We start from the raw sequence: 24,671 nt of genomic DNA on the forward strand, positions 1-24,671 counted from the left end.
TAAATGTAAACAAAGTATACTATGTTTCGTGAACTTCTTGTGTACCTTTCGGTGATGTGGCTACTTAAAGGGTTAGGACCTCTTTGGACTAACTTTCCCCCGTGGTAGTTAACATGCTATATGGCGAAAGAACTTCATGTTTAACGATTAAAAATTGTTAAAGGGGGAAATATCATTATGGAAACAATGGGTCGTCATGTCATCTCAGAATTATGGGGATGCGATTTCGATAAGTTAAATGATATTGATTATATTGAAAAAACGTTTGTTGATGCAGCTTTAAAATCTGGTGCGGAAGTTCGCGAAGTAGCGTTCCATAAATTTGCACCTCAAGGTGTAAGTGGCGTTGTTATTATTTCAGAATCACATTTAACGATTCACAGCTTCCCAGAGCATGGTTATGCAAGTATCGATGTTTATACTTGTGGTCATTTAGATCCTACAATCGCAGCAGATTATATTGCAGATGCTCTAAGTGCACAGACACGTGAAACAATTGAATTACCACGTGGAATGGGTCCTGTTCAGGTAAAACAAACTAAAGCGAATGCACTTTAATAGTGTCGATTGATTACGTAAGTTAAGAGGTGTATTACACACCTCTTTTTGGTATATAAATTTTTAATACGCAAACACAAAGGGGATAAGAACATGGGGGTAGTACAAGCAGTTAAATCTTTATTTTCTAATCATGTAGAAACAAGCGATCACCATTCAGATCCGACTCTAAAAACGCATTATTACAAAACAACGGCCGGGAATGCATTTAAGCAAGTTCATGAAATGTTGAAGCACATGCAAGGGATAGAGATACTTGCTGCATATGAAGAGCGAGGAGAGATTAGCTTAAACGTTGTAAAAGGAAGAAAAGCTTTTGTTGTGATTACCATTATTAACGTACGTCCTCTTGAAACCGCTATCGATTTTTCTGCTACAACAGAATCAAAAGTGGTGCCGGTTGATTTTGGTTTTAGTAAAGAACTTGTACGTACGCTTTATAAGAGCTTTGATCAAAAACTTATTCCTCTTTCTTCGTAAGTTCCTTATCATTTTTGAATTTCAGGAAATAAAATGGGGAAATTCCTTTTCCTTTACTTGTATTCAAGCCTTGTTTTCTATAAGATGGAATAAAGCAAATCCTTTAATACAGCATCGTGTTTGTTAAAGGAAATGATGATAAAAATCATAATAAATGGTAAATAGCCGACTAACATAGATGGAAATTAACTTATATAAGAGAAAACAAAAAGAAAAACAAGGTTTATTATTGGAGCTGAGAATATGAAGTGCCCATCCTGTCATTACAATGGAACGAGAGTGCTGGACTCGCGCCCTGTAGAAGAAGGCCGCTCTATTCGTAGAAGACGTGAATGCGAAGAGTGTCACTATCGTTTTACAACTTTTGAGAAAGTAGAAGAACTTCCGTTAATTGTTGTAAAAAAAGATGGAGCGAGAGAAGAGTTCAGCAAAGACAAAATCCTTCGAGGGTTAATCAAGGCGTGCGAAAAACGCCAAGTAAGCTTAAAACAATTAGAAGATACCGTACACGATATTGAAACAGAGCTGCGCAGTCAGGGTACATCAGAGGTGCAGTCAGATGTGGTAGGAGAAATGGTGATGGAGCGATTAGCTGCTATCGATGAAGTCTCTTATGTTCGATTTGCTTCTGTATACCGACAATTTAAAGACATCAATGTATTTATTGATGAATTAAAAGATTTAATTAAGAAGGAACGACTGTAAAAGAGCTATTGAAGTATTCTTTAGGCTCTTTTTTTGTCATTTCTATTACTTTAAAAGTAGGTAGGGAACGACATGAAAGAACAACATTGGAAAGAAATGATACCGGTCGATCGTTATGTTGTTCGTTCGAACGGCATACTGCAGGAATACGACCGAAAGATTTTAACCATGCTCTATCAGCCGTTGGTGGGTACAACGTGCTTTGGTCTGTATATGACGTTATGGAGCGAGCTGGAACAAGATCGTTTATGGGGGAAAGAGTCTACGCATCATCATCTAATGTCAATGATGCAAATTAATTTGAAAGCTATTTACCATGAGCGGTTAAAATTAGAAGGCATTGGTTTGTTAAAAACATATATTAAGGAAGAAGATGATGTTCGTGTGTTCATTTATGAGCTCATTCCTCCTCTGACGCCCCATCAGTTTTTTAACGATGGCGTGTTAAATGTATATTTATATAACCGACTCGGAAAATCTATCTTTCAAAAAGTAAAAAATTATTTTTCTGATTCACTCGTCGATGACCAATCGTTCAAAGATGTGACGCATTCATTTAATGATGTATTTAAATCAGTTAAAGCAACAGAGCTGGCTCCAAGTTTTCAGTCTGAAAGCAAGGATGTATTTTCTCCTGATGCTCAAACGGACTTTGTGGATTCCTCCAAACGCGCTTCTATTGAGATGAGCCCGGATTCCTTTGATTTTGATTTATTTTTAGCAGGTCTAACAGATTCAATGATTTCAAAAAGGTCCATTACATCTAAAGTAAAACAAGCGATTGAAAAGCTAGCCTTTTTATACGGTATCGATCCTCTTCAAATGAAAAATGTGGTGCTCGACTCGCTAAATGAGAACGATCAAGTTGATATTGAATTGCTTAGAAAAGCAGCACAGTCCTTTTACCAATTTGAAAATGGAGAAGCGCTTCCCAATCTAAGCGAACAAATTCAGCCGCCTATGCTTCGTACCATGCAGGAAAAGCAACCTCAGACGAAGGAAGAGCAGCTCATTCAACAGCTTGAAGTCACCTCTCCTCGACAGCTGTTGATCGAGTTTTCAGGGGGAGCAGAGCCGTCAAAAGCAGATTTGCAAATGATTGAAGAAGTGATGTTTAATCAAAAGCTTTCACCAGGGGTAGTAAATGTTCTGATTTACTATGTTATGCTAAGGTCCGATATGAAATTATCTAAGAGCTATGTAGAGAAGATTGCTGGACACTGGGCGCGCAAAAAGGTACAAACTGTTCAAGATGCCATGAATTTAGCTAAAAATGAACAGAAAGAATATCAGAATTGGACCGAAGCAAAGCAAAATAAAAAAACGGCTGGACGAAAAATTGTGCGTAAAGAAATGGTGCCAGAGTGGCTGAGCGATGAAGAAAAAGAAGAGAAAAAGCAGCCTTCAAAAGAAGTGGACGGATTTGAAGAAGAAAAACGAAAGCTACAAGAAGAGCTCAAGCAGTTAGATCAAGAGCTAAAACAAAAGCATAAAGAATAAAAAGCAGGTATGATAGAGATGAGGTGAAAAAGATGAAGCCTATCAATGATTCACTAAATCAGTTAGTGAACAAAAAGGATTTTAAAGCACGCTTAGAAGCATTAAGAAACAGTATCCTGTCTAATCCCGAAGTCAAAACGTTTTTGCAAGAGCATCGCCATGAGTTAGATGAGCAAATGGTCGACCGAGGTCTCATGAAGATGCATGAATTTATCGATCAAAGCAAATGCTGTGACAAGTGTCCTTCTCTGCAAAGCTGTGTCAACATGGTGAAAGGATACCACCCTCAGTTGGTTGTAAAAGGCCGTAATATTGATGTGCAGTATGAACGCTGTCCTAGAAAAGTACAAGAAGATGAGCGAAAAGAACAAGAATCTTTTATTCAGTGTATGTACGTGCCTAAAGAAATTTTACAGGCAACAATGTCTGATATTGAAATTGAGCAGGGAAGATTTGAAGCCATTAAACTAGTAAGAGATTTTGTGCGAGAATATGAGCCGAATAAGAAAATGAAAGCTTTATATTTACATGGTTCGTTTGGTGTGGGGAAAACATATTTTCTTGGAGCAATTGCCAATGCGTTAGCCGAAAAGAAAGTGAAATCTACCATTCTGTATGTCCCTGAGTTTTTGCGTGAGTTAAAAGGTTCGTTTCAAGATCAAAGTTTCAATGAGAAAATAGAGTATGTCAAAAAAGTACCGGTTCTTATGCTTGATGATCTCGGAGCTGAATCCGTAACGAGCTGGATGCGAGACGATGTGCTCGGAACCATTTTACAATTCCGTATGCTCGAAAATTTGCCGACATTTTTCAGCTCGAATTTAAATTTTAAAGAGCTTCAACATCATTTGACTTATACCCAAAGAGGCGAGCAGGAAGAGCTCAAAGCCGCTCGTGTCATGGAACGAATTAAGTCTCTAGCCGTTCCTGTTGAAATGAATGGAGAGAATAAACGAAATAGATGAGCAGGTCGTTTTACATTTCTTGTAACGACTTGCTCATTTTTTTGCATGTTGCCCCATATACATTAATAAAGCGTGTCCAAAGGGGGGCTATGAGGAATGAAAATATTCTTTAAATATGTAGAAGACGCAGTCGTTGTATATGAGTCTTTATGCGCGAAGCGAAGCGCTTTATCATATGGTTCACAGTGCTTGAAGCTGGTGAATAATCAGCTTTTAGTCATTGATGAGACATACAATAGAGAGGCCATTTTACAAGACATGGTGATACCGGTATTAACGCACGTAATTTTAAAAAAGAAAGAAAAAAAGATGATGGTAAACATATTAAAAGAACAATTTTTCTATTCAGAAGAGGAAGAGCAAGATTTGCTGCTTCAAATTATGGGGGGGATTATGGAAGGAGAGAGAGGCGAAATTCCGCAAAAAACATTTTCTCTTCCAAGAGAATTACTTATCCGCCAGGCTCTTCAAGACTTCTTCATTCATAATGTAACATTCACCTTTGAGTCTTTTCTCCAATTCCGTTTAAAAGAATATCAAGAGCGGCTGCGCTATTATGCTGAGCTGGCGATTGATGAATATAAGCTTGAACAAGACTATCAAATTCTTATTCATCAGCTGCGTCAAGCAGCTAATGAAAGACAGTCATCTACAGGTAACGTGTATGTAATGCACTTGAATAAAAACAAGTTTGTACTGTACGACCACCACAGTAGATATGTTCCTGAACGTGAATGTGCAGCTCTAGCAGAGGCCTTTTTATCTGAACAAGAATCATTATACATAGACTCAACTATTATCGCGCCTTTGCTAAGTTTATCTCCAGCTGCTATTCATTTGTATAGCGACCAGCATGATCATGATTTTGTTTATACCATTCAAAATATCTTCCAAGAAAAAGTCATGTTATACGAAAAAAATGAATTTCCTTTTGATCAAAAGCAAAATATAACGTGAAAGGTTGATTTCTATTTTGAAAATGAATATAATAAATGCATATTGAAAAACAGCTATATGTTACAAGTTATGATGAGGACATGAGTGTATATTTACGGTTTGTAGAGAGGGAGATCCAGGCTGAAAATCTCCTAACACGGAATATATTCTTACCACCTCTAAACTTCAGTAGTAAACGAGCAGAGCCTCTAGTAATTACTGACGGAATTTCCGTTATAAAACCTCGAGCCGCTTCGGGTTCTTTGGGTTATCCAAGATACGAAGAGGAAACAAGGGTGGTACCGCGTGTATACACAACTCGTCCCTTTTGATAAGGGACGAGTTTTTTGTTTTTACAAAAAGTTTATTCAGTTATGTTAAAGGAGTGGAAAGTTGTGTCAGAAGTAATCAAAATGACATTCCCTGATGGAGCTGTTAAAGAGTATCCAAAAGGATCATCAACAGAAGATATTGCGGCTTCTATTAGCCCGGGATTAAAGAAAAAAGCATTAGCAGGCAAAGTAAACGGCGAGCTGCTGGATTTACGTACGCCAATCGAAGAAGATGGCAGTCTTGAAATCATTACGCAAGATGCTCCTGAAGCGCTTGAAATTATGCGTCACAGTACAGCGCATTTAATGGCTCAAGCAATCAAACGTTTATACAAAGATACAAAAGTACAGCTAGGTGTAGGGCCGGTTATCGAAAACGGTTTTTACTATGACATCGATATGGAAGAATCAATTACTCCTGAAGATTTAGGTAAAATTGAAAAAGAAATGAAAAAAATCGTTAATTCAAATATTGAAATTGAACGAAAAGAAGTTTCTCGTGAAGAAGCCATTCAACTTTTTAAAGAAGTTGGCGATGAACTGAAGCTTGAATTGATCGATGCAATTCCAGCAGGTGAAAAGGTTACGATTTACCAACAAGGCGAATTCTTTGACCTTTGCCGAGGTGTGCACGTGCCGTCAACAGGCAAAATTAAAGAATTTAAACTATTAAGCGTGGCGGGTGCTTATTGGCGCGGAGACAGCGATAATCAAATGCTGCAGCGTATTTACGGTACAGCATTCTTTACAAAAGCAGATTTAGACGAGCATCTTCGTCTTCTTGAAGAAGCAAAAGAACGTGATCACCGTAAACTTGGTAAAGAGCTAAACTTATTTACAAATTCTCAAAAAGTAGGACAAGGTCTGCCTTTATGGCTTCCAAAAGGTGCGACGATCCGCCGTATTATCGAGCGTTATATCGTAGATAAAGAAGTAAGCCTTGGTTATCAGCACGTTTACACTCCAGTGCTCGGAAGTGTAGAACTTTACAAAACGTCTGGTCACTGGGAGCACTACCAAGATGACATGTTCCCTGCAATGGAAATGGATAACGAAGACCTGGTTCTTCGTCCGATGAACTGTCCTCATCACATGATGGTTTACAAACAAGGTATTCACAGCTATCGTGAGCTTCCAATCCGTATTGCTGAGCTTGGAACGATGCACCGCTACGAAATGTCAGGAGCATTATCAGGACTTCAGCGTGTTCGAGGCATGACGCTAAATGATGCGCATATCTTTGTACGTCCCGACCAAATCAAAGAAGAATTTATTCGTGTAGTTCGCTTAGTTGAAGCGGTTTATAAAGATTTTGGATTTGAAAATTATTCATTCCGTCTATCTTACCGTGACCCTGCAGATACAGAAAAATACTTTGATGATGATGCAATGTGGGAAAAAGCACAAAGCATGTTAAAAGACGCAATGGATGAGCTTGACCTTGATTATTATGAAGCTGAAGGCGAAGCGGCATTCTACGGTCCAAAACTAGACGTTCAAGTTAAAACAGCGCTTGGTAAAGAAGAGACACTATCTACGGTTCAATTGGATTTCTTACTTCCTGAACGATTTGATTTAACGTATGTAGGAGAAGACGGAAAACAACATCGACCGGTTGTTATTCACCGCGGCGTGGTGTCAACAATGGAACGTTTTGTAGCTTTCTTAATCGAAGAATACAAAGGAGCTTTCCCAACGTGGTTAGCACCTGTACAAGTTCAAGTGATTCCGGTATCACCTACCGTTCACCTTGAGTATGCAAAAGAAGTGCAAGAACAGCTTCAGCTGGCGGGTATTCGTGTGGAACTTGATTCTCGCGATGAGAAAATCGGCTATAAAATCCGTGAGGCTCAAATGCAAAAAATTCCTTATATGCTTGTTGTAGGGGATAAAGAAGTAGAAGATAAAGCAGTAAACGTACGTAAATACGGTGAGCAGAATTCAGAAACAGTGGACTTCCAAGCCTTTTTACAAAATGTAAAAGCAGAAGCATCTCGCTAATGAAAAAAGCAGAGAATTGAAATTCTCTGCTTTTTTATCTAACATTTATAAAAAACTGTTGCATAAATGTTTTTCCTTTGATACAATAATTTTTGTTGTGAAAAAAGAACGAAATCATTGACTTTTGTCTTTGTTGATACTATAATAGCTTAAGTAATTGAATACTTGTTTATACAGAAGAAGAAGCACCCGCTTCTCACCTGAGTGACGCATAGAGCAGTTAGCAGGTACATCGTATCTTAATTAAAACGATAGAAGTGTGGGTGCAGTATGTACTCACACTTTTTTGTGTGAGTTAATAATCGGTCTAAGCAAGCGTATTCGCTCATTAAACCTTGGAGGTGGCTACTTATTAGCAAGGACATGATGGTAAACGAGGGCATTCGAGCTCGCGAAGTTCGTCTAATTGATCAAAATGGTGAACAATTAGGAATTAAATCAAAAAATGAAGCATTAGAAATTGCTTCACGAGTAAATCTTGACTTAGTAATGGTTGCTGCAAATGCGAAACCGCCGGTATGTCGTATTATGGACTACGGTAAATTCCGCTATGAGCAACAACGTAAAGAAAGAGAAGCTCGTAAAAACCAAAAAGTTGTAAACTTAAAAGAAGTTCGTTTAAGTCCAACAATTGATGAACATGATTTTAACACTAAACTTCGTAACGCACGCAAGTTCCTTGAAAAAGGTGACAAAGTGAAAGCGTCTATTCGCTTTAAAGGTCGTGCCATTACTCATAAAGGGATTGGCCAAAAAGTACTTGAACGTTTTTCACAAGCTTGCGAAGATGTAAGTTCAGTTGAATCGGCTCCTAAAATGGAAGGCCGCAGCATGTTCTTAGTCTTGGCACCTAAAAACGAAAAGTAATAGAACGAGGAGGAACACCCCATGCCAAAAATGAAAACACATCGTGGCGCTGCAAAGCGTTTCAAAAAGACTGGAAGCGGTAAATTAAAACGTGCTCGTGCTTATACAAGCCATTTATTCGCTAACAAATCTACAAAACAAAAGCGTAAATTACGTAAAGGTTCTTTAGTAAGCAAAGGTGACTTCAAACGTATCCGTCACTTATTAGATAACATTAAGTAATTTGGGTTGAGATAGAAACAATACAGGAGGTAAACAATTATGCCACGCGTAAAAGGCGGTACAGTAACACGCAAACGTCGTAAAAAAGTTTTAAAATTAGCTAAAGGTTTCTTCGGTTCGAAGCATAGATTATATAAAGTTGCTAATCAGCAAGTTATGAAATCTCACATGTATGCTTATCGTGACCGTCGTCAGAAAAAACGTGACTTCCGTAAATTATGGATCACACGTATTAATGCAGCTGCTCGTATGAACGGTCTTTCTTACAGCCGTTTAATGCACGGTTTAAAATTAGCAGGTATTGAAGTTAACCGCAAAATGCTTGCTGACTTAGCTGTAGCTGATGAAAAAGCATTTGCTGAATTAGCAACTGCTGCTAAAAAAGGCTTAGATAAGTAATGAATATAAAGTCTCGTCATCTTTAGATGATGAGGCTTTTTTGCTATCGGAGGACCTATCATGAATGAACTGCTGCTTACCTATTTTATTGCTATTAATATAGTAGGGGTAGGAATGATGTATAGAGATAAACAAAAAGCGAAAAGACATGAGTGGAGAATTGCCGAAAGCACACTGTGGACGGTAGCTGCTATCGGAGGAGCTCTTGGAGGACTGATTGGTATGTATTCCTATCGTCATAAAACGAAGCACACATCGTTTACAGTAGGTTTTCCTATTCTTGCTGCTCTTGATTTACTTTTCTTTTTTGTTATCAGCTGAGCACAAATGATTTTGTGCTCAGTGTAAAAATTCTCGAACGGGGCTTTTCCAGCGAATAGGAGCATTTGGATACATGTCGTGTACGTGGCTTTCCAGCAGCTTGAAATCTTGTTTTTGCAGTTCATGTAATCGAGATGGATCTGTTAACACCATTGTAATTGACAAAGATTCTGGTTCATTGGGATTGCTGTATTTTTCTCCTTCAAATAAAATACCTTTATACGTTAGTAGAAAATTTTTGCGGATATTCGTTTTTTCGTCAACGACAAAAAATTGCTGATGTTCCTGAGCTGCTACAAGCTTCCGCTTTGGACTGCGAAAATGCTGAACCAGCTTTAATAATGTGTAAGTAACAAGCGCGAAAATGAACACGCGAACGATAATAATAACAAACATAACGCTCCCTCCTTTACAAGGCACAGTTTTCTTACTTTACGTTCGAGTTTCTAAAAAGTTTCATGATTTTTGATATAATTTCTTTATTGGTTAAAAAAGAAGAAGATATACATAATTACAGGAGTGATTACATTGAATTTACAGCAGCTATTTACCATGCAGCGCCAGCTGGATCAGCATATAGAGGATAAGCATGAGCTTCATAAGGAAGATTTGATTCCGAGAAAGCTTTTAGCACTGCTTGTCGAAATGGGAGAGCTGGCAAACGAAACGCGCTGCTTCAAATTTTGGAGCGTCAAACCTCCGGCTGAAGACGCTGTTATTTTAGAAGAATTTGTGGACGGCGTACATTTTATCCTTTCTTTAGGGATTGAAAAAGGATACGATGATTTAACTGAGTTACCAAATGCAAAAGCAAGTGATTCAAAAACAGCACAATTTTTACAGGTATTTGCACAAGTTGCTGCTTTCGAGCAGGATCAGTCGAAAGAAAACTATGTGGACATGTTTGTATCTTACATGACGCTTGGCGATATGTTTGGTTTTTCCGCTGAACATATTGAAAAGGCGTACATCTCAAAAAATGAAGTGAATTTTAAACGCCAAGAACAAGGATACTAGAAATAAAGGGATGGGAAATTTTACTTCAACCTCTTTTTAGCTATAATAGAGGTATACATATGAAAGGGGTAATCCATATGACAAAGTTAGATGAAACATTGACGATGCTTAAAGCACTAACAGATGCAAAAGGAATTCCTGGCAATGAGCGTGAACCGCGTGAGGTTATGAAGAAATATATTGCACCTTATGCAGATGAAGTAACGACGGATGGGCTAGGCAGTTTGATTGCAAAAAAAGTGGGCAACGAACAAGGGCCTAAAATTATGGTAGCTGGTCACTTAGATGAAGTAGGCTTTATGGTGACTCAAATTGATGAACGCGGCTTTATTCGTTTTCAAACGGTAGGCGGATGGTGGTCTCAAGTGATGCTTGCTCAACGCGTAACCATCGTTACATCTAAAGGAGAGGTGACGGGGATTATTGGCTCAAAGCCTCCTCATATCCTGCCTCCAGAAGTTCGTAAAAAGCCAGTTGACATTAAAGATATGTTCATCGATATTGGTGCCTCTAGCAGAGAAGAAGTAGCGGAGTGGGGAGTGAAACCTGGTGATCAGGTTGTGCCTTATTTCGAATTTACGGTTATGAACAACGAAAAGATGCTGCTAGCGAAAGCCTGGGATAACCGTATCGGCTGTGCAATCGCTATCGATGTATTAAAAGCTTTAAAAAATGAAACACATGAAAATGTTGTGTATGGTGTAGGAACTGTGCAAGAAGAAGTTGGACTTCGAGGTGCAAAAACATCCGCTAACTTTATTGAACCGGATATTGCATTTGCTGTTGATGTCGGCATCGCTGGAGATACACCTGGTGTTTCTGATAAAGAAGCATCTTCTAAAATGGGAGAGGGTCCGCAAATCATTTTATATGATGCTTCCATGGTTTCTCATAAAGGACTTCGAGATACAGTGGTAGATTTGGCAGATGAATTAAATATTCCATATCAATTTGATGCAATCGCTGGAGGCGGTACGGACTCAGGTTCTATCCATATTTCAGCTAACGGGGTGCCAGCACTTTCGATTACGATCGCAACTCGTTATATCCATTCTCATGCAGCGATGCTTCATCGTGATGATTATGAAAATGCAGTTAAATTAATTGCGGAAGTAATTAAACGCTTAGACCGAAATACGGTGAACGCAATTACGTATAATTAAAAAAAGCTCATTCTCCTAGGAGAATGAGCTTTTTGCTGTACATAGGACAAGGCTATTTATTTTAAACCGTTTTCAAGCGTTGTCAGAATTTCTTCTTTTTCTGATTCTGGAGACTTTTCCCAAAGCACCTCAAATAAAACACCAAGTCCAGGGAGCATTTTTTCTTCGCCGCTTTGAATAGCGTCAGAAATTGTAGCTTCAAGCTCTTCTTTTGAGTTTCCTGAAACATTTGCAATAACAGCATTTCGTAAATTAAGATCCATCATTTTCACCTCAGCTATCGTAAAGTTACCAATAGTTTTTGTTTTCTTTGCGATTTCTATGTACAATAAAGTGAAACTTATCTAATGATTATTGAGCAAAATGTAATCGAACTATTTATTTTTATATAGATAAAGGAGTTATGTTTGTGAAACAAATTGATTCAGTTAAAAATCCGCAGGTAAAAGCGTGGAAAAAGCTGCATAATAAAAAAGACCGTGATAAGCAGGGCCTTTTTATGGTAGAAGGCTTTCATTTAGTCGAAGAAGCTATCAAAAATAAGGATTGCGTAAAGGAACTAATTATACGCGAATCGATCGAAGTGCCAGCACAGTGGAACATAGACGGTATCGAAATAACCGTTGTCAACGAAGCAATAATCAAATTATTATCTGACACCGAAACACCTCAAGGAATTATCGCTGTGTGTTTTCAAACGAAGCATGCAGAAATCATTCATACAGCACAGAAAGTATTGCTTTTAGATGCGGTGCAAGATCCAGGTAACCTAGGTACGATTATTCGAACTGCTGATGCTGCCGGAGTGGACGCTATTATCGTTGGAGAGGGCAGCGTGGATGTGTACAACCCAAAAGTCGTTCGTTCAACGCAAGGAGCTATTTTTCATCTTCCAATTGTAAAAGGCGATTTACTCGAAATGATTTCACTGTTAAAAGAAAGAGGAATAGCAGTTTACGGCACGTCTCTACAAAATGGAAAGGTCTACACATGCGTAAAACCTTCAAACGAATTTGCGCTGATTGTGGGAAATGAAGGAAACGGCGTAAGCGAGAAAGTGCTGGAACAAACGGATCAGAATCTGTACATTCCCATCTATGGAAAGAGCGAGTCGCTAAATGTTGCCATCGCTTCTGGAATCTTACTTTATTATTTACGCGGAATGTAGTTGCATCGAGAACGTGTTTTCACTATAATAATACAATAGTTACATATGTAAAAAACGATGAAAGAGAGCAGTAGCTTATGTCCGTTTATGCAGGGAGAAAATGCCGCGACTGAAAGCATTTTTATAAATGTAATAAGTGAATTCACCTCTTGAGTTGACACTTAGACCATCTTACATAGATGTAAAGGTGTTCCGGAGATTCCGTTAACTTGAATGAAGTGAACTGTATACGTCTGTGTATATAGTTAACAAGGGTGGTAACGCGACTAATCCTCGTCCCTTTTTTGGGAGGAGGTTTTTTTATTTGTCATTTTTTACGTTAAAAGGAGGAATAAGTGATGAAAGAACGTTTACAAGAACTTCAACAAGAAGCAATTGCAAAAGTCGAAGCAGCAAGTGCTTTAAAAGAATTAAACGACGTACGCGTAGCTTATTTAGGAAAGAAAGGCCCTATCACCGAAGTACTTCGCGGTATGGGAAAACTTTCAGCTGAAGAGCGTCCTGTAATGGGAGCACTTGCAAATGAAGTGCGTGAAGCTATTGCATCTAAAATTGAAGAAAAACAAACGGCGTTAGAAGCAGCTGAGGTAGAGCGTAAACTTGCTTCAGAAACAATCGACGTAACGCTGCCAGGACGCCCTGTTAAAGCAGGTACGCATCACCCGCTAACAAGCGTGGTTGAAGAAGTAGAAGATTTATTTTTAGGAATGGGCTATGAAGTAGCAGAAGGGCCGGAAGTAGAGCAGGACTACTATAATTTCGAAGCGCTGAACTTGCCAAAAGGTCACCCAGCACGTGATATGCAAGATACGTTCTATATTACGGAAGAAACGCTTCTTCGTACGCATACATCAACTGTTCAAGCTCGTGTTATGAACAAGAATGAAGGCAAAGGACCTGTTAAAATTATCTGCCCAGGTAAAGTGTACCGCCGCGATGACGATGATGCTACGCATTCTCATCAATTCATGCAAATTGAAGGTCTTGTAGTAGACGAAAACATTCGTATGAGCGATTTAAAAGGCACGCTTGAAGTATTTGTGAAAAAGATGTTCGGTGCAGACCGTGAAATTCGTCTTCGTCCAAGTTTCTTCCCATTCACTGAGCCGTCTGTAGAAGTAGACGTATCGTGTGCAAAATGCGGAGGTAAAGGCTGTAATGTATGTAAACAAACAGGCTGGATTGAAATTTTAGGAGCTGGCATGGTTCATCCAAATGTTCTTGAAATGGCTGGATACGATTCAACTAAATATCGTGGTTTTGCTTTTGGAATCGGTGTAGAGCGTATTGCTATGTTAAAACACGGCGTGGATGATATTCGTCATTTCTATACAAATGATGTTCGTTTCTTAGATCAATTTAAACAAGTATAAAGGAGGGACTACGATGTTTGTATCTTATCGTTGGTTACAAGAGTATGTTGACTTATCAGGCGTAAGGGCAGAAGAGTTAGCAGATAAAATCACAAAAAGTGGAATTGAAGTTGAAGGTGTAGAAAACTTAAATAAAGGCATCAGCGGAGTGGTAATTGGTCACGTTGTAGAACGTGAACAGCATCCGAATGCTGATAAATTAAGCCGCTGTCAAGTAGATCTTGGCGGAGGAGAAATCGTTCAAATCGTGTGCGGAGCACCGAACGTGGCACAAGGTCAAAAAGTAGCGGTTGCAAAAGTGGGAGCTGTACTTCCAGGTAACTTTAAAATCAAGCGTGCTAAGCTTCGCGGTGAAGAATCGAACGGTATGATTTGTTCTCTTCAAGAGCTTGGCATTGAAAGCAAGCTTGTGGCAAAAGATTATCAAGAAGGTATCTTCGTGTTCCCAAGCGATGCTGAAGTAGGAGCGGATGCACTAGATGCATTAAACTTAAACGATGAAGTATTAGAACTAGGGCTAACACCAAACCGTTCAGACTGCTTAAGTATGTTAGGTGTAGCACATGAAGTGGCTGCTATTTTACGTCGTGAAGTGAAGTATCCGTCAGTAAACGTGCAAACGTCTGATGAGCAAGCAGCTGATTATATTTCCGTTAAAGTAGAGGCAAAAGAAGACAATCCGCTTTACGTAGCGCGCGTTGTGAAAAACGTAAAAATTGCTCCGTCACCATTATGGATGCAAACGCGTTTAATGGCAGCTGGTATTCGACCTCATAACAACGTTGTTGATATTACCAACTATATTTTGCTTGAATACGGCCAGCCGCTGCATGCTTTTGACTATGATCGTCTTGGTTCAAAAGAAATTGTTGTACGTCACGCTTCAGAAGGCGAAAAGTTTGTAACACTTGATGATCAAGAGCGCGTATTAAAAGACAATCAGCTTGTCATTACAAACGGCAGTGAGCCGGTAGCTCTTGCAGGTGTAATGGGCGGAGCGAACTCCGAAGTAAAAGACGATACGGTAAATGTTCTCATTGAATCAGCTTACTTCAAAGGCTTAACGGTTCGCCAAGCTTCAAAAGACCACGGTCTTCGCAGTGAGGCAAGCGCTCGTTTTGAAAAAGGAATTGATCCTAACCGTACGCGTGTAGCTGCTGACCGCGCAGCAGAATTAATGGCTGAATACGCTTCAGGTGAAGTGGTAAGCGGTACTGTAGAAGTAGATACACTAACTGTGGAACCTGCTGTTGTAGCTGTGTCACTTGGACGTATTAACGATGTGCTTGGTACAGAGCTATCAATGGAAGAAGTACAAGACATTATGAACCGTCTTCAATTTGAAAACAAAGTGGAAGACGAAACCATTGTTGTAACAGTGCCAACTCGTAGAGGCGATATTACAATTGAAGAAGATATCGTCGAGGAAGTAGCGCGTATGTATGGCTATGACAACCTTCCTACAACGCTTCCTGTGACAGTGGCAACTCCAGGAAAACTAACAGAGTATCAGCTTGGACGCCGTAAAGTTCGCCGTTTCTTAGAAGGTGCGGGATTAGCACAAACGACAACATATTCGCTAACGAGCGCTGAAAAAGCTACTCAGTTTGCACTAAATGCAACAAGTACGATTGGTTTAGCAATGCCGATGAGTGAAGATCGCAGTATCCTTCGTCAAAGCTTAGTGCCTCATTTGCTAGAAGCAGTGAAGCATAATAATGCTCGTCAGTCGGATTCTATTGCGCTATACGAAACAGGCTCAGTGTTCTTATCTAAAGGTGAAGGAGAATTACCGGATGAGCAGGAGCGCGTAGCTGGTGCAATCACGGGTCTATGGCATGCTCACGGCTGGCAAGGTGAAAAGAAAGTCGTTGATTTCTATGTGATTAAAGGTGTACTAGAAGGGTTATTTGCACAGCTTGGTTTGGAGAAACGAATCTCATATGCTCCCGTTAAAAAAGACGGTATGCACCCTGGACGTACAGCGGCTGTATGGCTAGATGAAAAAGAAATTGGATACGTAGGTCAAGTTCATCCTGTTGCTCAGAAACAGTATGGTCTTCGTGAAACATACGTATTTGAATTACACCTTCAAGAGCTATTAGCTGCAGATGTCGAAGAAGTTCGTTATTCAGCAATTCCAAGATTCCCATCTATTACACGTGATATTGCACTTGTGGTAGATAAAAACGTTCTTGCAGGAGAAGTTCAGCGCGTCATCTATACGACGGGCGGAGAACTTTTAAAAGACGTGACGGTATTTGATCTATATGAAGGCGAGCGTATGGAAGAAGGCAAGAAATCTGTAGCTTTCTCTTTACGTTACTTAGATCCTGAACGTACATTAACAGATGAAGAAGTAGCAAAAGCACATGGTGCAGTGTTAGAAGCTGTAGAAAAAGAATTTGGTGCAACGCTTCGTTCATAAGAATAAGAAAAGAGATGTGGATTTCCACATCTCTTATTTTTTAGCTAATTTTAAAGCTTTTTCTGTATTAGCAAAATGAATTTTAGCTAAAGAGTTCAGCGCATTGACGCCATGTTTCTTAATAATTTTAGCAGCAGCGATATCAACTTGTGCGCCAGCTCCGCGAGGAATAACCATCCCGGTCTTTTCCGTCAGCAAATCCATTTGTTTTAAAAATGCGTATCTGGCAATAATGGAAGCAGCAGCTACAGATAAATGAACGCTTTCTCCTTTTGTACTGAAAAAGACATTTTCTTTGATAATCTCTTTTTCCTTTACCACGTGTTTATAATAGGTGTTTTTTTCGACAAACTGGTCAATTAAAATGGCATCGGGTTTTTCAGGATCCAATTTTTTTAACACGTTGGATAAAGCTTTGTTGTGCAATAGAGCTTTCATTTTACCTTGTGACATTCCTTTTTCTTGAAATGCATTATACTTTTCGTTATGTAAAACAAGCAAACTATAGGGAATAAACGAAACAAGCTGTTTGGCAATTTCAATAATTTTAGCATCCGTTAACTCTTTTGAATCTCGTACTCCTAATTCTTTTAACAAAGGAAGCTGCTCTTTTTGAACATAGGCAGCAACTACGGTCATAGGACCAAAATAATCTCCCGTCCCTACCTCGTCAGAACCGATGACCGATAGTGAGCTGAAGTTTGATGGGAGGTGTGAGACAGGATCCTTTTTCGCAGCATCTAAAGAGCCTCCCCACTTAGCCGCTTCTGTTTCAGCTTCTTTTCCTTGAAAAAGTATTTTTCCAGAGCGGTACGCAGTGATAGAACAGCCGGGAGTTTTAGCCGAAAAAATACTTCCCTGCGGCAGTTTAGGCTGCAGATAGGATGTGTAATGAAGCTTCATTTTAGCTATTTGATCAGCTGATACCTTAATAACAGCATGTGACATAATGCTTCACTCCTTTCGGGGTATTTTAGTTTACTTTATAAGCACTATCCCTTATGATAGCTTAAATATAGATATGTTTCCATTGAAGTCTTCTTCGTGGTATGATAGGGATTAGGATTTTTCGTGGAACGGAGGATTTTCTCGTGTCAAGACAAGATAAAACACGTGCGACAGTTGACATCTTTGGTCAGCAGTACAGCATCGTCGGTAGCGAAAGTACAAGCCATATTCGACTTGTCGCCTCTATAGTGGATGAAAAAATGCGTGAAATCAGTACTAAAAACCCTTCTTTAGATATCAATAAATTAGCAGTATTAACAGCTGTGAATGCTGTACACGAATATATAAAACTGAAAGAAGACTATGAGAGACTTGAACAAAAACTTTATGGAAAAGAGGAATGACTGAGTCAATGCTTAATATCATTTTAATTATATTGCTTCTTTTAGGCTTTGTAACAGGTCTTAAAAGAGGATTTATTTTGCAGCTCATTCATATTGTCAGTTTTGCGGTTTCGTTTATCGTCGCTTATATGTTTAGTGGAGATTTGGCAAGCCGACTTCGCTTGTTGATTCCGTTTCCGGACAATATTCAGCAGCAAAGTGTCGCATCGTTTGTATTTGATTCTGGAACGATAGAAGACGCTTTTTATCGAATGATTGCATTTGCGATTTTATTTTTTGCTACTCACATTGTACTTCGCCTTGCAGGCTCTGTTTTAACGGCTTTAACCGAACTGCCAATTCTGCGCCAGTTAAATAAATGGGGCGGAGGTGCACTTGGATTCGTTGAAGTGTATATCATCGTTTTTATTTTGTTATACATTGGAGCCGTGATCCCTGTAAGTGAAATTCAAACGCCAATTCAACAGTCTTCAATTGCAATCAATATCGTACAAAATACTCCATACTTATCGTCTGCGATTCAAGATTTGTGGACTCAGTATGGTGTAATGTAATGAAATTACAATAGCTTGTTGAGAGGGTGTGTCGAAAGTGTCATAATACTTTTGAGATACCCTCTTTTTTTATCGCAGTCTAATCTGCGGTTTTCACGAGGATAAAAGTATGTCTAGATGAAAATTTGAGAGAGTAAATATGTCACTCATCATGTTTTTGGAAGTTCGTTATTATGATAATAGGCTGGTGAAAAGAGATGAATAAAAAGGATATTATTAAATTGTTAGAAACAATTGCTACATATATGGAATTAAAAGGAGATAACCCTTTTAAAATTTCCGCTTTTCGAAAAGCAGCTGCAGCGCTAGAAACGGACGAAAGAACGCTGACAGAGATTGAGGATTTTACCAAGCTCCAAGGGATTGGAAAAGGAACGGCTGCAGTCATTACAGAGTATATGGAAACAAATGAGTCAAGCGTATTGGAAGAACTAAAGCAAGAAGTTCCTGAAGGACTTATTCCTTTGCTTAAGCTGCCGGGGCTTGGAGGTAAAAAAATTGCTAAATTATATAAAGAGCTAGATATTCGAGATATGGAATCACTGCATCAGGCCTGTATGGAAAATCGAGTGCAGGGACTAAGCGGTTTTGGTAAAAAGACCGAAGAAAAAATTATCGCTGCTATTGAAGAGTTTGGGAAGCGTCCTGATCGTTTGCCTCTTGCTTTTATGCTTCCAATAGCGGAAGAAATTTTAGAAGCCCTTAAACAGATGCATAGCATTGAGCGTTTTTCTCAAGCAGGGAGCATTCGCCGCATGAGGGAAACCGTAAAAGACCTTGATTTTATTATTTCAACAGCTGAGCCTCATGCTGTCCGTGAACAGCTAGTATCGCTGCCAAATGTGAAGGATATCATTGCAAATGGAGATACAAAAGTATCGGTAACGTTAGCCTATGAGTACGATGTGTCTGTGGATTTTCGTCTTGTAGAAGATAAAGCGTTTGCCACAACGCTTCACCATTTTACAGGATCAAAAGATCATAATGTGCGTATGCGTCAATTAGCAAAAGAGCGCGGTGAAAAAATTAGCGAGTATGGCGTTGAAAATGCGGATACAGGCGAAGTTATGACTTTTGAGTCTGAACAAGCATTCTATGAACATTTTGGGCTGTCTTTTATTCCGCCGGAACTTCGTGAAGATGGAACGGAAGTAGATGCATTTGTAAAGCCTCAAACGCTTGTGACCTACGGTGCCGTAAAAGGTGATTTGCATATGCACTCCACGTGGAGCGACGGGGCGTATTCGATTGAAGAAATGGCGGAAGCATGTCGCGCGCGAGGCTATGAGTACATGGCGATTACAGACCATTCTCAGTATTTAAAAGTAGCTAACGGTCTAACGCCTGAACGCATTCGTAAACAGCGTGAAGAAATTAATCGTTTAAACGCACAGTTCGATGATTTTACAATACTAGCAGGAATTGAAATGGATATTTTGCCTGATGCAGCACTTGATTATGATGATGAACTGCTAGCTGAGCTAGATTTTGTTATTGCGTCCATTCACTCTAGTTTTTCGCAATCACGCGAAGAAATTATGAATCGCTTAAAGCAAGCGTTAAACAATGTTCATGTAGATTTAATCGCTCATCCGACCGGTCGTTTGATTGGTCGCCGCAACGGATATGATGTAGATATTGATATGCTGATTGAATTAGCTAAAGAAACAAAAACGGCTCTTGAACTAAACGCGAATCCAAACCGTTTAGATCTAGCTGCTGAGCACATAAAAAAAGCCCAAGAGGCAGGAGTTAAAATTGCTATTAATACAGATGCTCACAATCTAGACATGCTAGAGCATATGGAAATTGGAATATCTACGGGAATTAAAGGCTGGCTTAAACCAGAAACGGTATTAAATACGTATAGCCTCAAAAAATTAACCGCCTTTTTAAATCGACATAAATAAGCAACAGGAGGAATCAGTTTTGCAATCACGTATTTTTCATGTACTAGAGTTTAATAAAGTTAAGGAACAGCTTCAGAAAAAAGTAGCTTCTTCTTTAGGCCGAGAAAAAGTAGCGAATTTGATTCCCTCGACTCAGTATGAAGAAGTAGTTAAATGGCAGGAAGCAACAGATGAAGCTACAACCGTGCTGCGATTGCGTGGCAACGTACCGCTAGGGGGCATTTTTGACGTTCGACCTAGCGTGAAGCGCGCTGAAATTGGGGGAACGCTAAGCTCTAATGAACTTCTTGATGTAGCAAGCACTATTTATGCTGCAAGACAAGTCAAGCAATTTATCGAGCAAGTAGTGGAAGACGAAGATTTACAGCTTTCAATTATAACTGAACATATCGAAAAACTAATGCCTCTTCCTGAGGTAGAACAAACAATTAAAATGAGTATTGATGAGAATGGCACAGTGCTAGACGGTGCAAGCGACCAGCTAAGAGGCATTCGTCAAAAACTTCGCTCAACGGAGTCTCGTATTCGAGAAAAGCTAGAGAGCCTTATTCGCTCCTCGTCTGCTCAAAAAATGTTGTCAGATGCAATTGTTACCATTCGAAACGAACGTTTTGTTATTCCTGTTAAGCAAGAATATCGCAGTGCGTATGGAGGCATTGTGCACGATCAATCTTCATCCGGAGCAACTTTATTTATTGAGCCTCAGGCGATTGTGACGTTAAACAATGAGCTTCAAGAAGCAAAAGTAAAAGAAAAACAAGAAATTGAGCGTATTCTCATTGCTTTAACCGTTCAGGTAGCGGAAGTGGCAAATGAACTCCGTCAAAACGTTTATCTGTTAGGTGAGCTGGACTTCATGTTTGCTAAAGGGCGCTATAGCCATGAGCTAAAAGCTTCAAAACCTAAAATGAACGATCGAGGCTATATTAAGTTAGTGAAGGCAAAACATCCTCTTATTGCACAGGAAGATGTCGTTGCGAATGATATTGAGCTAGGTGATCAATATACGTCCATCGTTATTACAGGGCCAAATACCGGCGGTAAAACCGTAACGTTAAAAACACTTGGATTATTTACGTTAATGGCTCAAGCAGGTTTGCAGATTCCTGCGCTGGATGGATCGGAAATGGCTGTGTTTAAACACGTATTTGCTGATATTGGAGATGAGCAGTCGATTGAACAAAGTTTGAGTACCTTTTCATCTCATATGGTCAACATTGTAGATATTTTACAAAAAGTAGATCACGAAAGTCTGGTCTTGTTCGATGAATTGGGAGCAGGAACGGATCCTCAAGAAGGTGCAGCGCTTGCGATTTCGATTTTAGATCAAGTATATGAAAGAGGCGCTCGCGTAGTTGCGACTACTCACTATCCTGAATTAAAAGCGTACGGCTATAATCGTGAAGGAGTGGTCAATGCTAGCGTAGAGTTCGATATTGAAACATTGAGCCCTACTTACAAGCTGCTGATTGGTGTACCGGGCCGAAGCAATGCTTTTGAGATTTCAAAACGTTTAGGTTTAAGTGCTGAAGTAATTGAACGTGCCAAAGGCTATATTGGCTCAGAAACAAATAAAGTAGAAAATATGATTGCCTCTCTTGAAGATAGCCGCCGTCAATCTGAACACGAGCTAGAAGAAGCTGAAGAACTAAGAAAAGAGGCTCAGAAGCTTCATAAAGAATTACAGAGTCAGATTATTGAGTTTAATGAAAAGCGAGATAAGCTGTACGAAAAAGCTGAAGAAAAAGCTCAAGCCACAGTTAAAGCAGCATCTGAAGAAGCAGAGAAAATCATTAGCGATTTGCGTAAAATGAGTCAAAAAAATCATGCGCTTGTAAAAGAGCATGAATTGATTGAGGCGCGTAAGCGTCTAGAAGATGCAGTTCCAACTCTTGAAAAAAGTAAAAAGAAACCGGCTGTGCCGAAAAAACAAGAGCGCACTCTTCAAGCTGGAGATGAAGTGAAAGTCTTAAGCTGGGGACAAAAAGGAACGCTTGTGGAACGAGTAAGCAATAATGAATGGCAAGTACAAATGGGAATTATGAAAATGAAGGTGAATGAAAAAGACCTCGAATATATCAGTTCTCCAAAACCTGTAGAAACGAAGCCGCTTGCTACGGTAAAAGGAAAAGATTATCATGTAAATCTAGAACTGGATTTAAGAGGAGAGCGCTATGAAAATGCGCTGATTCGAGTTGAAAAATATATTGATGATGCTTTATTAGCCAACTATCCGCGCGTTTCGATTATCCACGGTAAAGGAACTGGAGCTCTTCGTAAAGGTGTACAGGAATATTTGAAAAATCATAGTTCTGTCAAAAATATTCGTTTCGGAGAAGCTTCTGAAGGAGGTTCTGGCGTTACGGTTGTGGAATTTAAATAAAAGAACGCTGAAATAAAGGTGTCAGTCGATGCGCTGAACAAGCATATGTGAAGATAGAAAATCCGACATGGCTCATGGACTATGCTGGGTTTTCTATCTCTTTTAAGAACGATACAAGTAAAGGAAAGAGACCTGTCAGTTCATTGCGTGGAGCGTAATATAAATTAGGAGTGATGCAAAAATGAGGGATTTTTGGAAAGACCCGTATATTGAATCCGCCGCTTATTACAGCGTGGTTGTCTTGAGCATTGTCGTCTTTCTTGTTGTGTTTGAGCTCGTTACTAAGTATAAGAATTGGGAAGAGATTCAAAAAGGAAATATGGCTGTTGCGATGGCAACAGGTGGGAAAATATTTGGATTAGCTAATATTTTTCGCTATTCGATTGAGCATAACGACAACTTGTTAAGAATGCTAGGATGGGGAATATATGGATTCGTTCTTTTACTAGTCAGCTATTTTATTTTCGAATTTTTGACGCCAAAATTTCGAATCGATGACGAAATTGAACAAGATAACAGAGCCGTTGGGTTTATTTCACTTGTTATTTCAATCGGTATGTCCTATGTAATAGGAGCAGGGATAGGATAGGAGAGAGTCATGGAGAAGTTAGCGAAAATTTTACTCGTTTTATGCGGAGTGTTTATGCTTATTGGTCTTATCTATTTATCTATATAGCTTTTCCTAACATCATGATGACAGCAAAAAAGCTGACCTTAAAGCAGGTCAGCTTTTTTAATGATTACTTCCATACGTCTTCAGAAATTGAAATCACGTGCTTTACTTTATCCCACTGCTGTTCTTCAGTTAGTAAATTTCCTTCTTCTGTAGAAGCAAATCCGCACTGGGGACTTAAACAGATTTGATCAAGAGAAACAAATTCTGCTGCTTCAGCAATTCGTTTTTTCACTGCTTCAGGATCTTCTAAATCTCCAAATTTTGATGTGATAAGACCAAGGACAATCTGAAGATCATCTCGCCTTACATGTCGAAGAGGTTCGAATCCTCCTGAGCGTTCATCATCAAATTCTAAAAATAGTCCATCTACGTTTAACTGACTGAAAATAGCTTTGGACGCATTTTCATATCCCCCGCTTGCTGTATAAGTGGACTGGAAATTCCCTCTGCAAATATGCATTGTAATGACCATATCATCTGGCTTATGCGCAATGGATTCATTGATCGCATCTGTAAAACGTTTCAGTAATTCTTGGGGTGTGAAACCTTTTGACGCGATTTGTTCTTGTCCTTTTTCTGAGAAAAAGACTGCCCACGCAGTATCATCTAACTGTAAATAGCGGCATCCGACATCATAAAATGCTTGAATGGCTTTTTGATATGTTTTAACTAAATCAGCAAAAAATACATCCGTATCCGAGTAAGCAGACTCTTCAATATGACCTCTGAAAAACAGCATATTAGGACTTGGAATGGTGAACTTAGCTACGTGTTCTTTTCCAGCAGCTTGATGAAGAAATTTATAATCTTCAATCATAGGATGGTGATTAAAATCTAGTTTTCCAGTCACTTTTATACCGTGAGCTTTTGTTTGGACTCCGTGAAACTGAATTCCCGTCTCTGCTTCGTAAAGTTCTACGCCAACAAGCTCTGACAGAAAATCAAAGTGCCACCACGCGCGGCGAAACTCACCGTCTGTGACGGCTTTTAATCCAATTTGTTTTTGCTTTTCTACGAGTTTACGAATTTCTTCATCTTCAATTGCTCGAAGCTGTTTCTTTGTCATTTCCCCGTTTTCCACTTGTAATCGTGCTTGTTTGATACGCTCGGGACGCAAAAAGCTTCCAACGTGATCTGCTTTGAACGGTCCTTTAGTCAATGTTGTTGTCAATTCATACAGCTCCTTAAAAAAATCTAATTTTTATTATATACAAAAAATTCGGATAATGTACAGGGGTAAATCCAATTTTTATTTATTACGCTGCAGAATGAAAGAGTGATTAGGTAGGAAAGAGAACATTCAATAACGATTGCATCTAAAAAAAGAATGAACTATAATTTTAATTAGAAAATTCTAATTT

Annotated in this window: 25 protein-coding genes and 3 other annotated features; of the genes, 21 read left to right on the top strand and 4 right to left on the bottom strand. The window is 39.2% G+C overall.

Translation table 11 applies throughout. From position 1 onward, the window contains the following. Window positions 1-177 precede the first annotated feature (177 nt). The 11 genes from speD to AC0C45_RS00860 all read left to right on the top strand — a co-directional run bounded on the left by speD (window position 178) and on the right by AC0C45_RS00860 (window position 9,286). A complete protein-coding gene (speD, locus tag AC0C45_RS00810) occupies window positions 178-558 on the top strand; it encodes an adenosylmethionine decarboxylase (RefSeq protein ID WP_013059434.1) in 381 nt (126 codons plus the stop codon). A gap of 93 nt (window positions 559-651) precedes the next feature. Beyond that, window positions 652-1,038, top strand: a complete 387-nt coding sequence (locus AC0C45_RS00815) for a hypothetical protein (RefSeq protein WP_013085185.1) — start codon at window positions 652-654, stop codon at window positions 1,036-1,038. 243 nt (window positions 1,039-1,281) lie between these two features. After that, window positions 1,282-1,743, top strand: coding sequence for a transcriptional regulator NrdR (gene nrdR / locus AC0C45_RS00820; protein WP_013059432.1), 462 nt, complete (start codon window positions 1,282-1,284; stop codon window positions 1,741-1,743). A gap of 72 nt (window positions 1,744-1,815) precedes the next feature. After that, entirely contained in the window at window positions 1,816-3,243 is a 1,428-nt protein-coding gene (locus tag AC0C45_RS00825) for a replication initiation and membrane attachment family protein (protein ID WP_028410528.1), read from the top strand. Between the two features lie 32 nt (window positions 3,244-3,275). Beyond that, window positions 3,276-4,208, top strand: a complete 933-nt coding sequence (gene dnaI / locus AC0C45_RS00830; RefSeq protein ID WP_237893038.1) for a primosomal protein DnaI — start codon at window positions 3,276-3,278, stop codon at window positions 4,206-4,208. 96 nt (window positions 4,209-4,304) lie between these two features. Further along, a complete protein-coding gene (gene ytxC, locus AC0C45_RS00835; protein WP_047931071.1) occupies window positions 4,305-5,165 on the top strand; it encodes a sporulation protein YtxC in 861 nt (286 codons plus the stop codon). 60 nt (window positions 5,166-5,225) lie between these two features. Further along, window positions 5,226-5,474, top strand: a binding site (T-box leader). A gap of 44 nt (window positions 5,475-5,518) precedes the next feature. Continuing rightward, on the top strand, window positions 5,519-7,477 hold the full coding sequence (gene thrS / locus AC0C45_RS00840) for a threonine--tRNA ligase (RefSeq protein ID WP_211186090.1): 1,959 nt from the start codon (window positions 5,519-5,521) through the stop codon (window positions 7,475-7,477). Window positions 7,478-7,648: 171 nt separating this feature from the next. After that, window positions 7,649-7,771, top strand: a sequence feature (ribosomal protein L20 leader region). A 69-nt stretch (window positions 7,772-7,840) separates the two neighbouring features. Then, the gene (infC, locus tag AC0C45_RS00845) at window positions 7,841-8,344 is read left to right on the top strand and encodes a translation initiation factor IF-3 (protein ID WP_013059427.1); all 504 of its coding nucleotides are present in this window, start codon (window positions 7,841-7,843) and stop codon (window positions 8,342-8,344) included. 21 nt (window positions 8,345-8,365) lie between these two features. Beyond that, window positions 8,366-8,566: a 50S ribosomal protein L35 gene (gene rpmI, locus AC0C45_RS00850; protein WP_013059426.1), complete on the top strand. Its 201-nt coding sequence runs from the start codon at window positions 8,366-8,368 to the stop codon at window positions 8,564-8,566. 39 nt (window positions 8,567-8,605) lie between these two features. Beyond that, window positions 8,606-8,965: a 50S ribosomal protein L20 gene (rplT, locus tag AC0C45_RS00855; RefSeq protein ID WP_013059425.1), complete on the top strand. Its 360-nt coding sequence runs from the start codon at window positions 8,606-8,608 to the stop codon at window positions 8,963-8,965. 60 nt (window positions 8,966-9,025) lie between these two features. Further along, entirely contained in the window at window positions 9,026-9,286 is a 261-nt protein-coding gene (locus AC0C45_RS00860; protein ID WP_237893036.1) for a DUF1294 domain-containing protein, read from the top strand. Window positions 9,287-9,304: 18 nt separating this feature from the next. Here AC0C45_RS00860 and AC0C45_RS00865 read toward each other — a convergent pair whose 3' ends face one another. Continuing rightward, window positions 9,305-9,682, bottom strand: a complete 378-nt coding sequence (locus AC0C45_RS00865) for a hypothetical protein (protein ID WP_237893034.1) — start codon at window positions 9,680-9,682, stop codon at window positions 9,305-9,307. Window positions 9,683-9,814: 132 nt separating this feature from the next. Here AC0C45_RS00865 and AC0C45_RS00870 point away from each other — a divergent pair, with 132 nt between their 5' ends. Next, window positions 9,815-10,303, top strand: coding sequence for a dUTP diphosphatase (locus AC0C45_RS00870; protein WP_025750644.1), 489 nt, complete (start codon window positions 9,815-9,817; stop codon window positions 10,301-10,303). A 77-nt stretch (window positions 10,304-10,380) separates the two neighbouring features. Next, on the top strand, window positions 10,381-11,466 hold the full coding sequence (locus tag AC0C45_RS00875) for a M42 family metallopeptidase (protein ID WP_472927875.1): 1,086 nt from the start codon (window positions 10,381-10,383) through the stop codon (window positions 11,464-11,466). A gap of 56 nt (window positions 11,467-11,522) precedes the next feature. On the opposite strand, the gene sspI is transcribed toward AC0C45_RS00875, so the two are convergent. Next, window positions 11,523-11,729: a small acid-soluble spore protein SspI gene (sspI, locus tag AC0C45_RS00880; RefSeq protein WP_013059420.1), complete on the bottom strand. Its 207-nt coding sequence runs from the start codon at window positions 11,727-11,729 to the stop codon at window positions 11,523-11,525. Window positions 11,730-11,869: 140 nt separating this feature from the next. Between sspI and AC0C45_RS00885 the strand changes: the two genes are divergently transcribed. The 3 genes from AC0C45_RS00885 (at window position 11,870) to pheT (ending at window position 16,435) form a co-directional block, all read left to right on the top strand. Then, on the top strand, window positions 11,870-12,634 hold the full coding sequence (locus AC0C45_RS00885) for a TrmH family RNA methyltransferase (RefSeq protein WP_171776576.1): 765 nt from the start codon (window positions 11,870-11,872) through the stop codon (window positions 12,632-12,634). Window positions 12,635-12,682: 48 nt separating this feature from the next. Then, window positions 12,683-12,918 (top strand) — a binding site (T-box leader). 54 nt (window positions 12,919-12,972) lie between these two features. Beyond that, window positions 12,973-14,007, top strand: a complete 1,035-nt coding sequence (pheS, locus tag AC0C45_RS00890) for a phenylalanine--tRNA ligase subunit alpha (RefSeq protein ID WP_014458064.1) — start codon at window positions 12,973-12,975, stop codon at window positions 14,005-14,007. A 13-nt stretch (window positions 14,008-14,020) separates the two neighbouring features. Continuing rightward, window positions 14,021-16,435, top strand: coding sequence for a phenylalanine--tRNA ligase subunit beta (gene pheT / locus AC0C45_RS00895; protein ID WP_095378889.1), 2,415 nt, complete (start codon window positions 14,021-14,023; stop codon window positions 16,433-16,435). A 33-nt stretch (window positions 16,436-16,468) separates the two neighbouring features. On the opposite strand, the gene rnhC is transcribed toward pheT, so the two are convergent. Then, window positions 16,469-17,383, bottom strand: coding sequence for a ribonuclease HIII (gene rnhC / locus AC0C45_RS00900; RefSeq protein ID WP_237893032.1), 915 nt, complete (start codon window positions 17,381-17,383; stop codon window positions 16,469-16,471). A 143-nt stretch (window positions 17,384-17,526) separates the two neighbouring features. Here rnhC and zapA point away from each other — a divergent pair, with 143 nt between their 5' ends. From zapA to AC0C45_RS00925, 5 genes are all read left to right on the top strand, one after another. Continuing rightward, the gene (gene zapA / locus AC0C45_RS00905) at window positions 17,527-17,787 is read left to right on the top strand and encodes a cell division protein ZapA (protein WP_013059415.1); all 261 of its coding nucleotides are present in this window, start codon (window positions 17,527-17,529) and stop codon (window positions 17,785-17,787) included. Beyond that, on the top strand, window positions 17,784-18,341 hold the full coding sequence (locus AC0C45_RS00910; protein WP_014458067.1) for a CvpA family protein: 558 nt from the start codon (window positions 17,784-17,786) through the stop codon (window positions 18,339-18,341). Before zapA ends, AC0C45_RS00910 begins: the two co-directional genes overlap by 4 nt. A gap of 197 nt (window positions 18,342-18,538) precedes the next feature. Beyond that, complete coding sequence (gene polX, locus AC0C45_RS00915) at window positions 18,539-20,251, top strand: DNA polymerase/3'-5' exonuclease PolX (RefSeq protein ID WP_237893030.1); 1,713 nt, start codon at window positions 18,539-18,541, stop codon at window positions 20,249-20,251. A gap of 19 nt (window positions 20,252-20,270) precedes the next feature. After that, window positions 20,271-22,634, top strand: coding sequence for an endonuclease MutS2 (locus AC0C45_RS00920; RefSeq protein WP_237893028.1), 2,364 nt, complete (start codon window positions 20,271-20,273; stop codon window positions 22,632-22,634). A gap of 181 nt (window positions 22,635-22,815) precedes the next feature. Beyond that, a complete protein-coding gene (locus AC0C45_RS00925) occupies window positions 22,816-23,223 on the top strand; it encodes a DUF350 domain-containing protein (RefSeq protein ID WP_013059411.1) in 408 nt (135 codons plus the stop codon). A gap of 151 nt (window positions 23,224-23,374) precedes the next feature. On the opposite strand, the gene AC0C45_RS00930 is transcribed toward AC0C45_RS00925, so the two are convergent. Continuing rightward, window positions 23,375-24,481: a 5-methyltetrahydropteroyltriglutamate--homocysteine S-methyltransferase gene (locus AC0C45_RS00930; protein ID WP_047931076.1), complete on the bottom strand. Its 1,107-nt coding sequence runs from the start codon at window positions 24,479-24,481 to the stop codon at window positions 23,375-23,377. Window positions 24,482-24,671: the final 190 nt, after the last annotated feature.

It is taken from the genome of Priestia sp. VA7, from assembly GCF_055710015.1.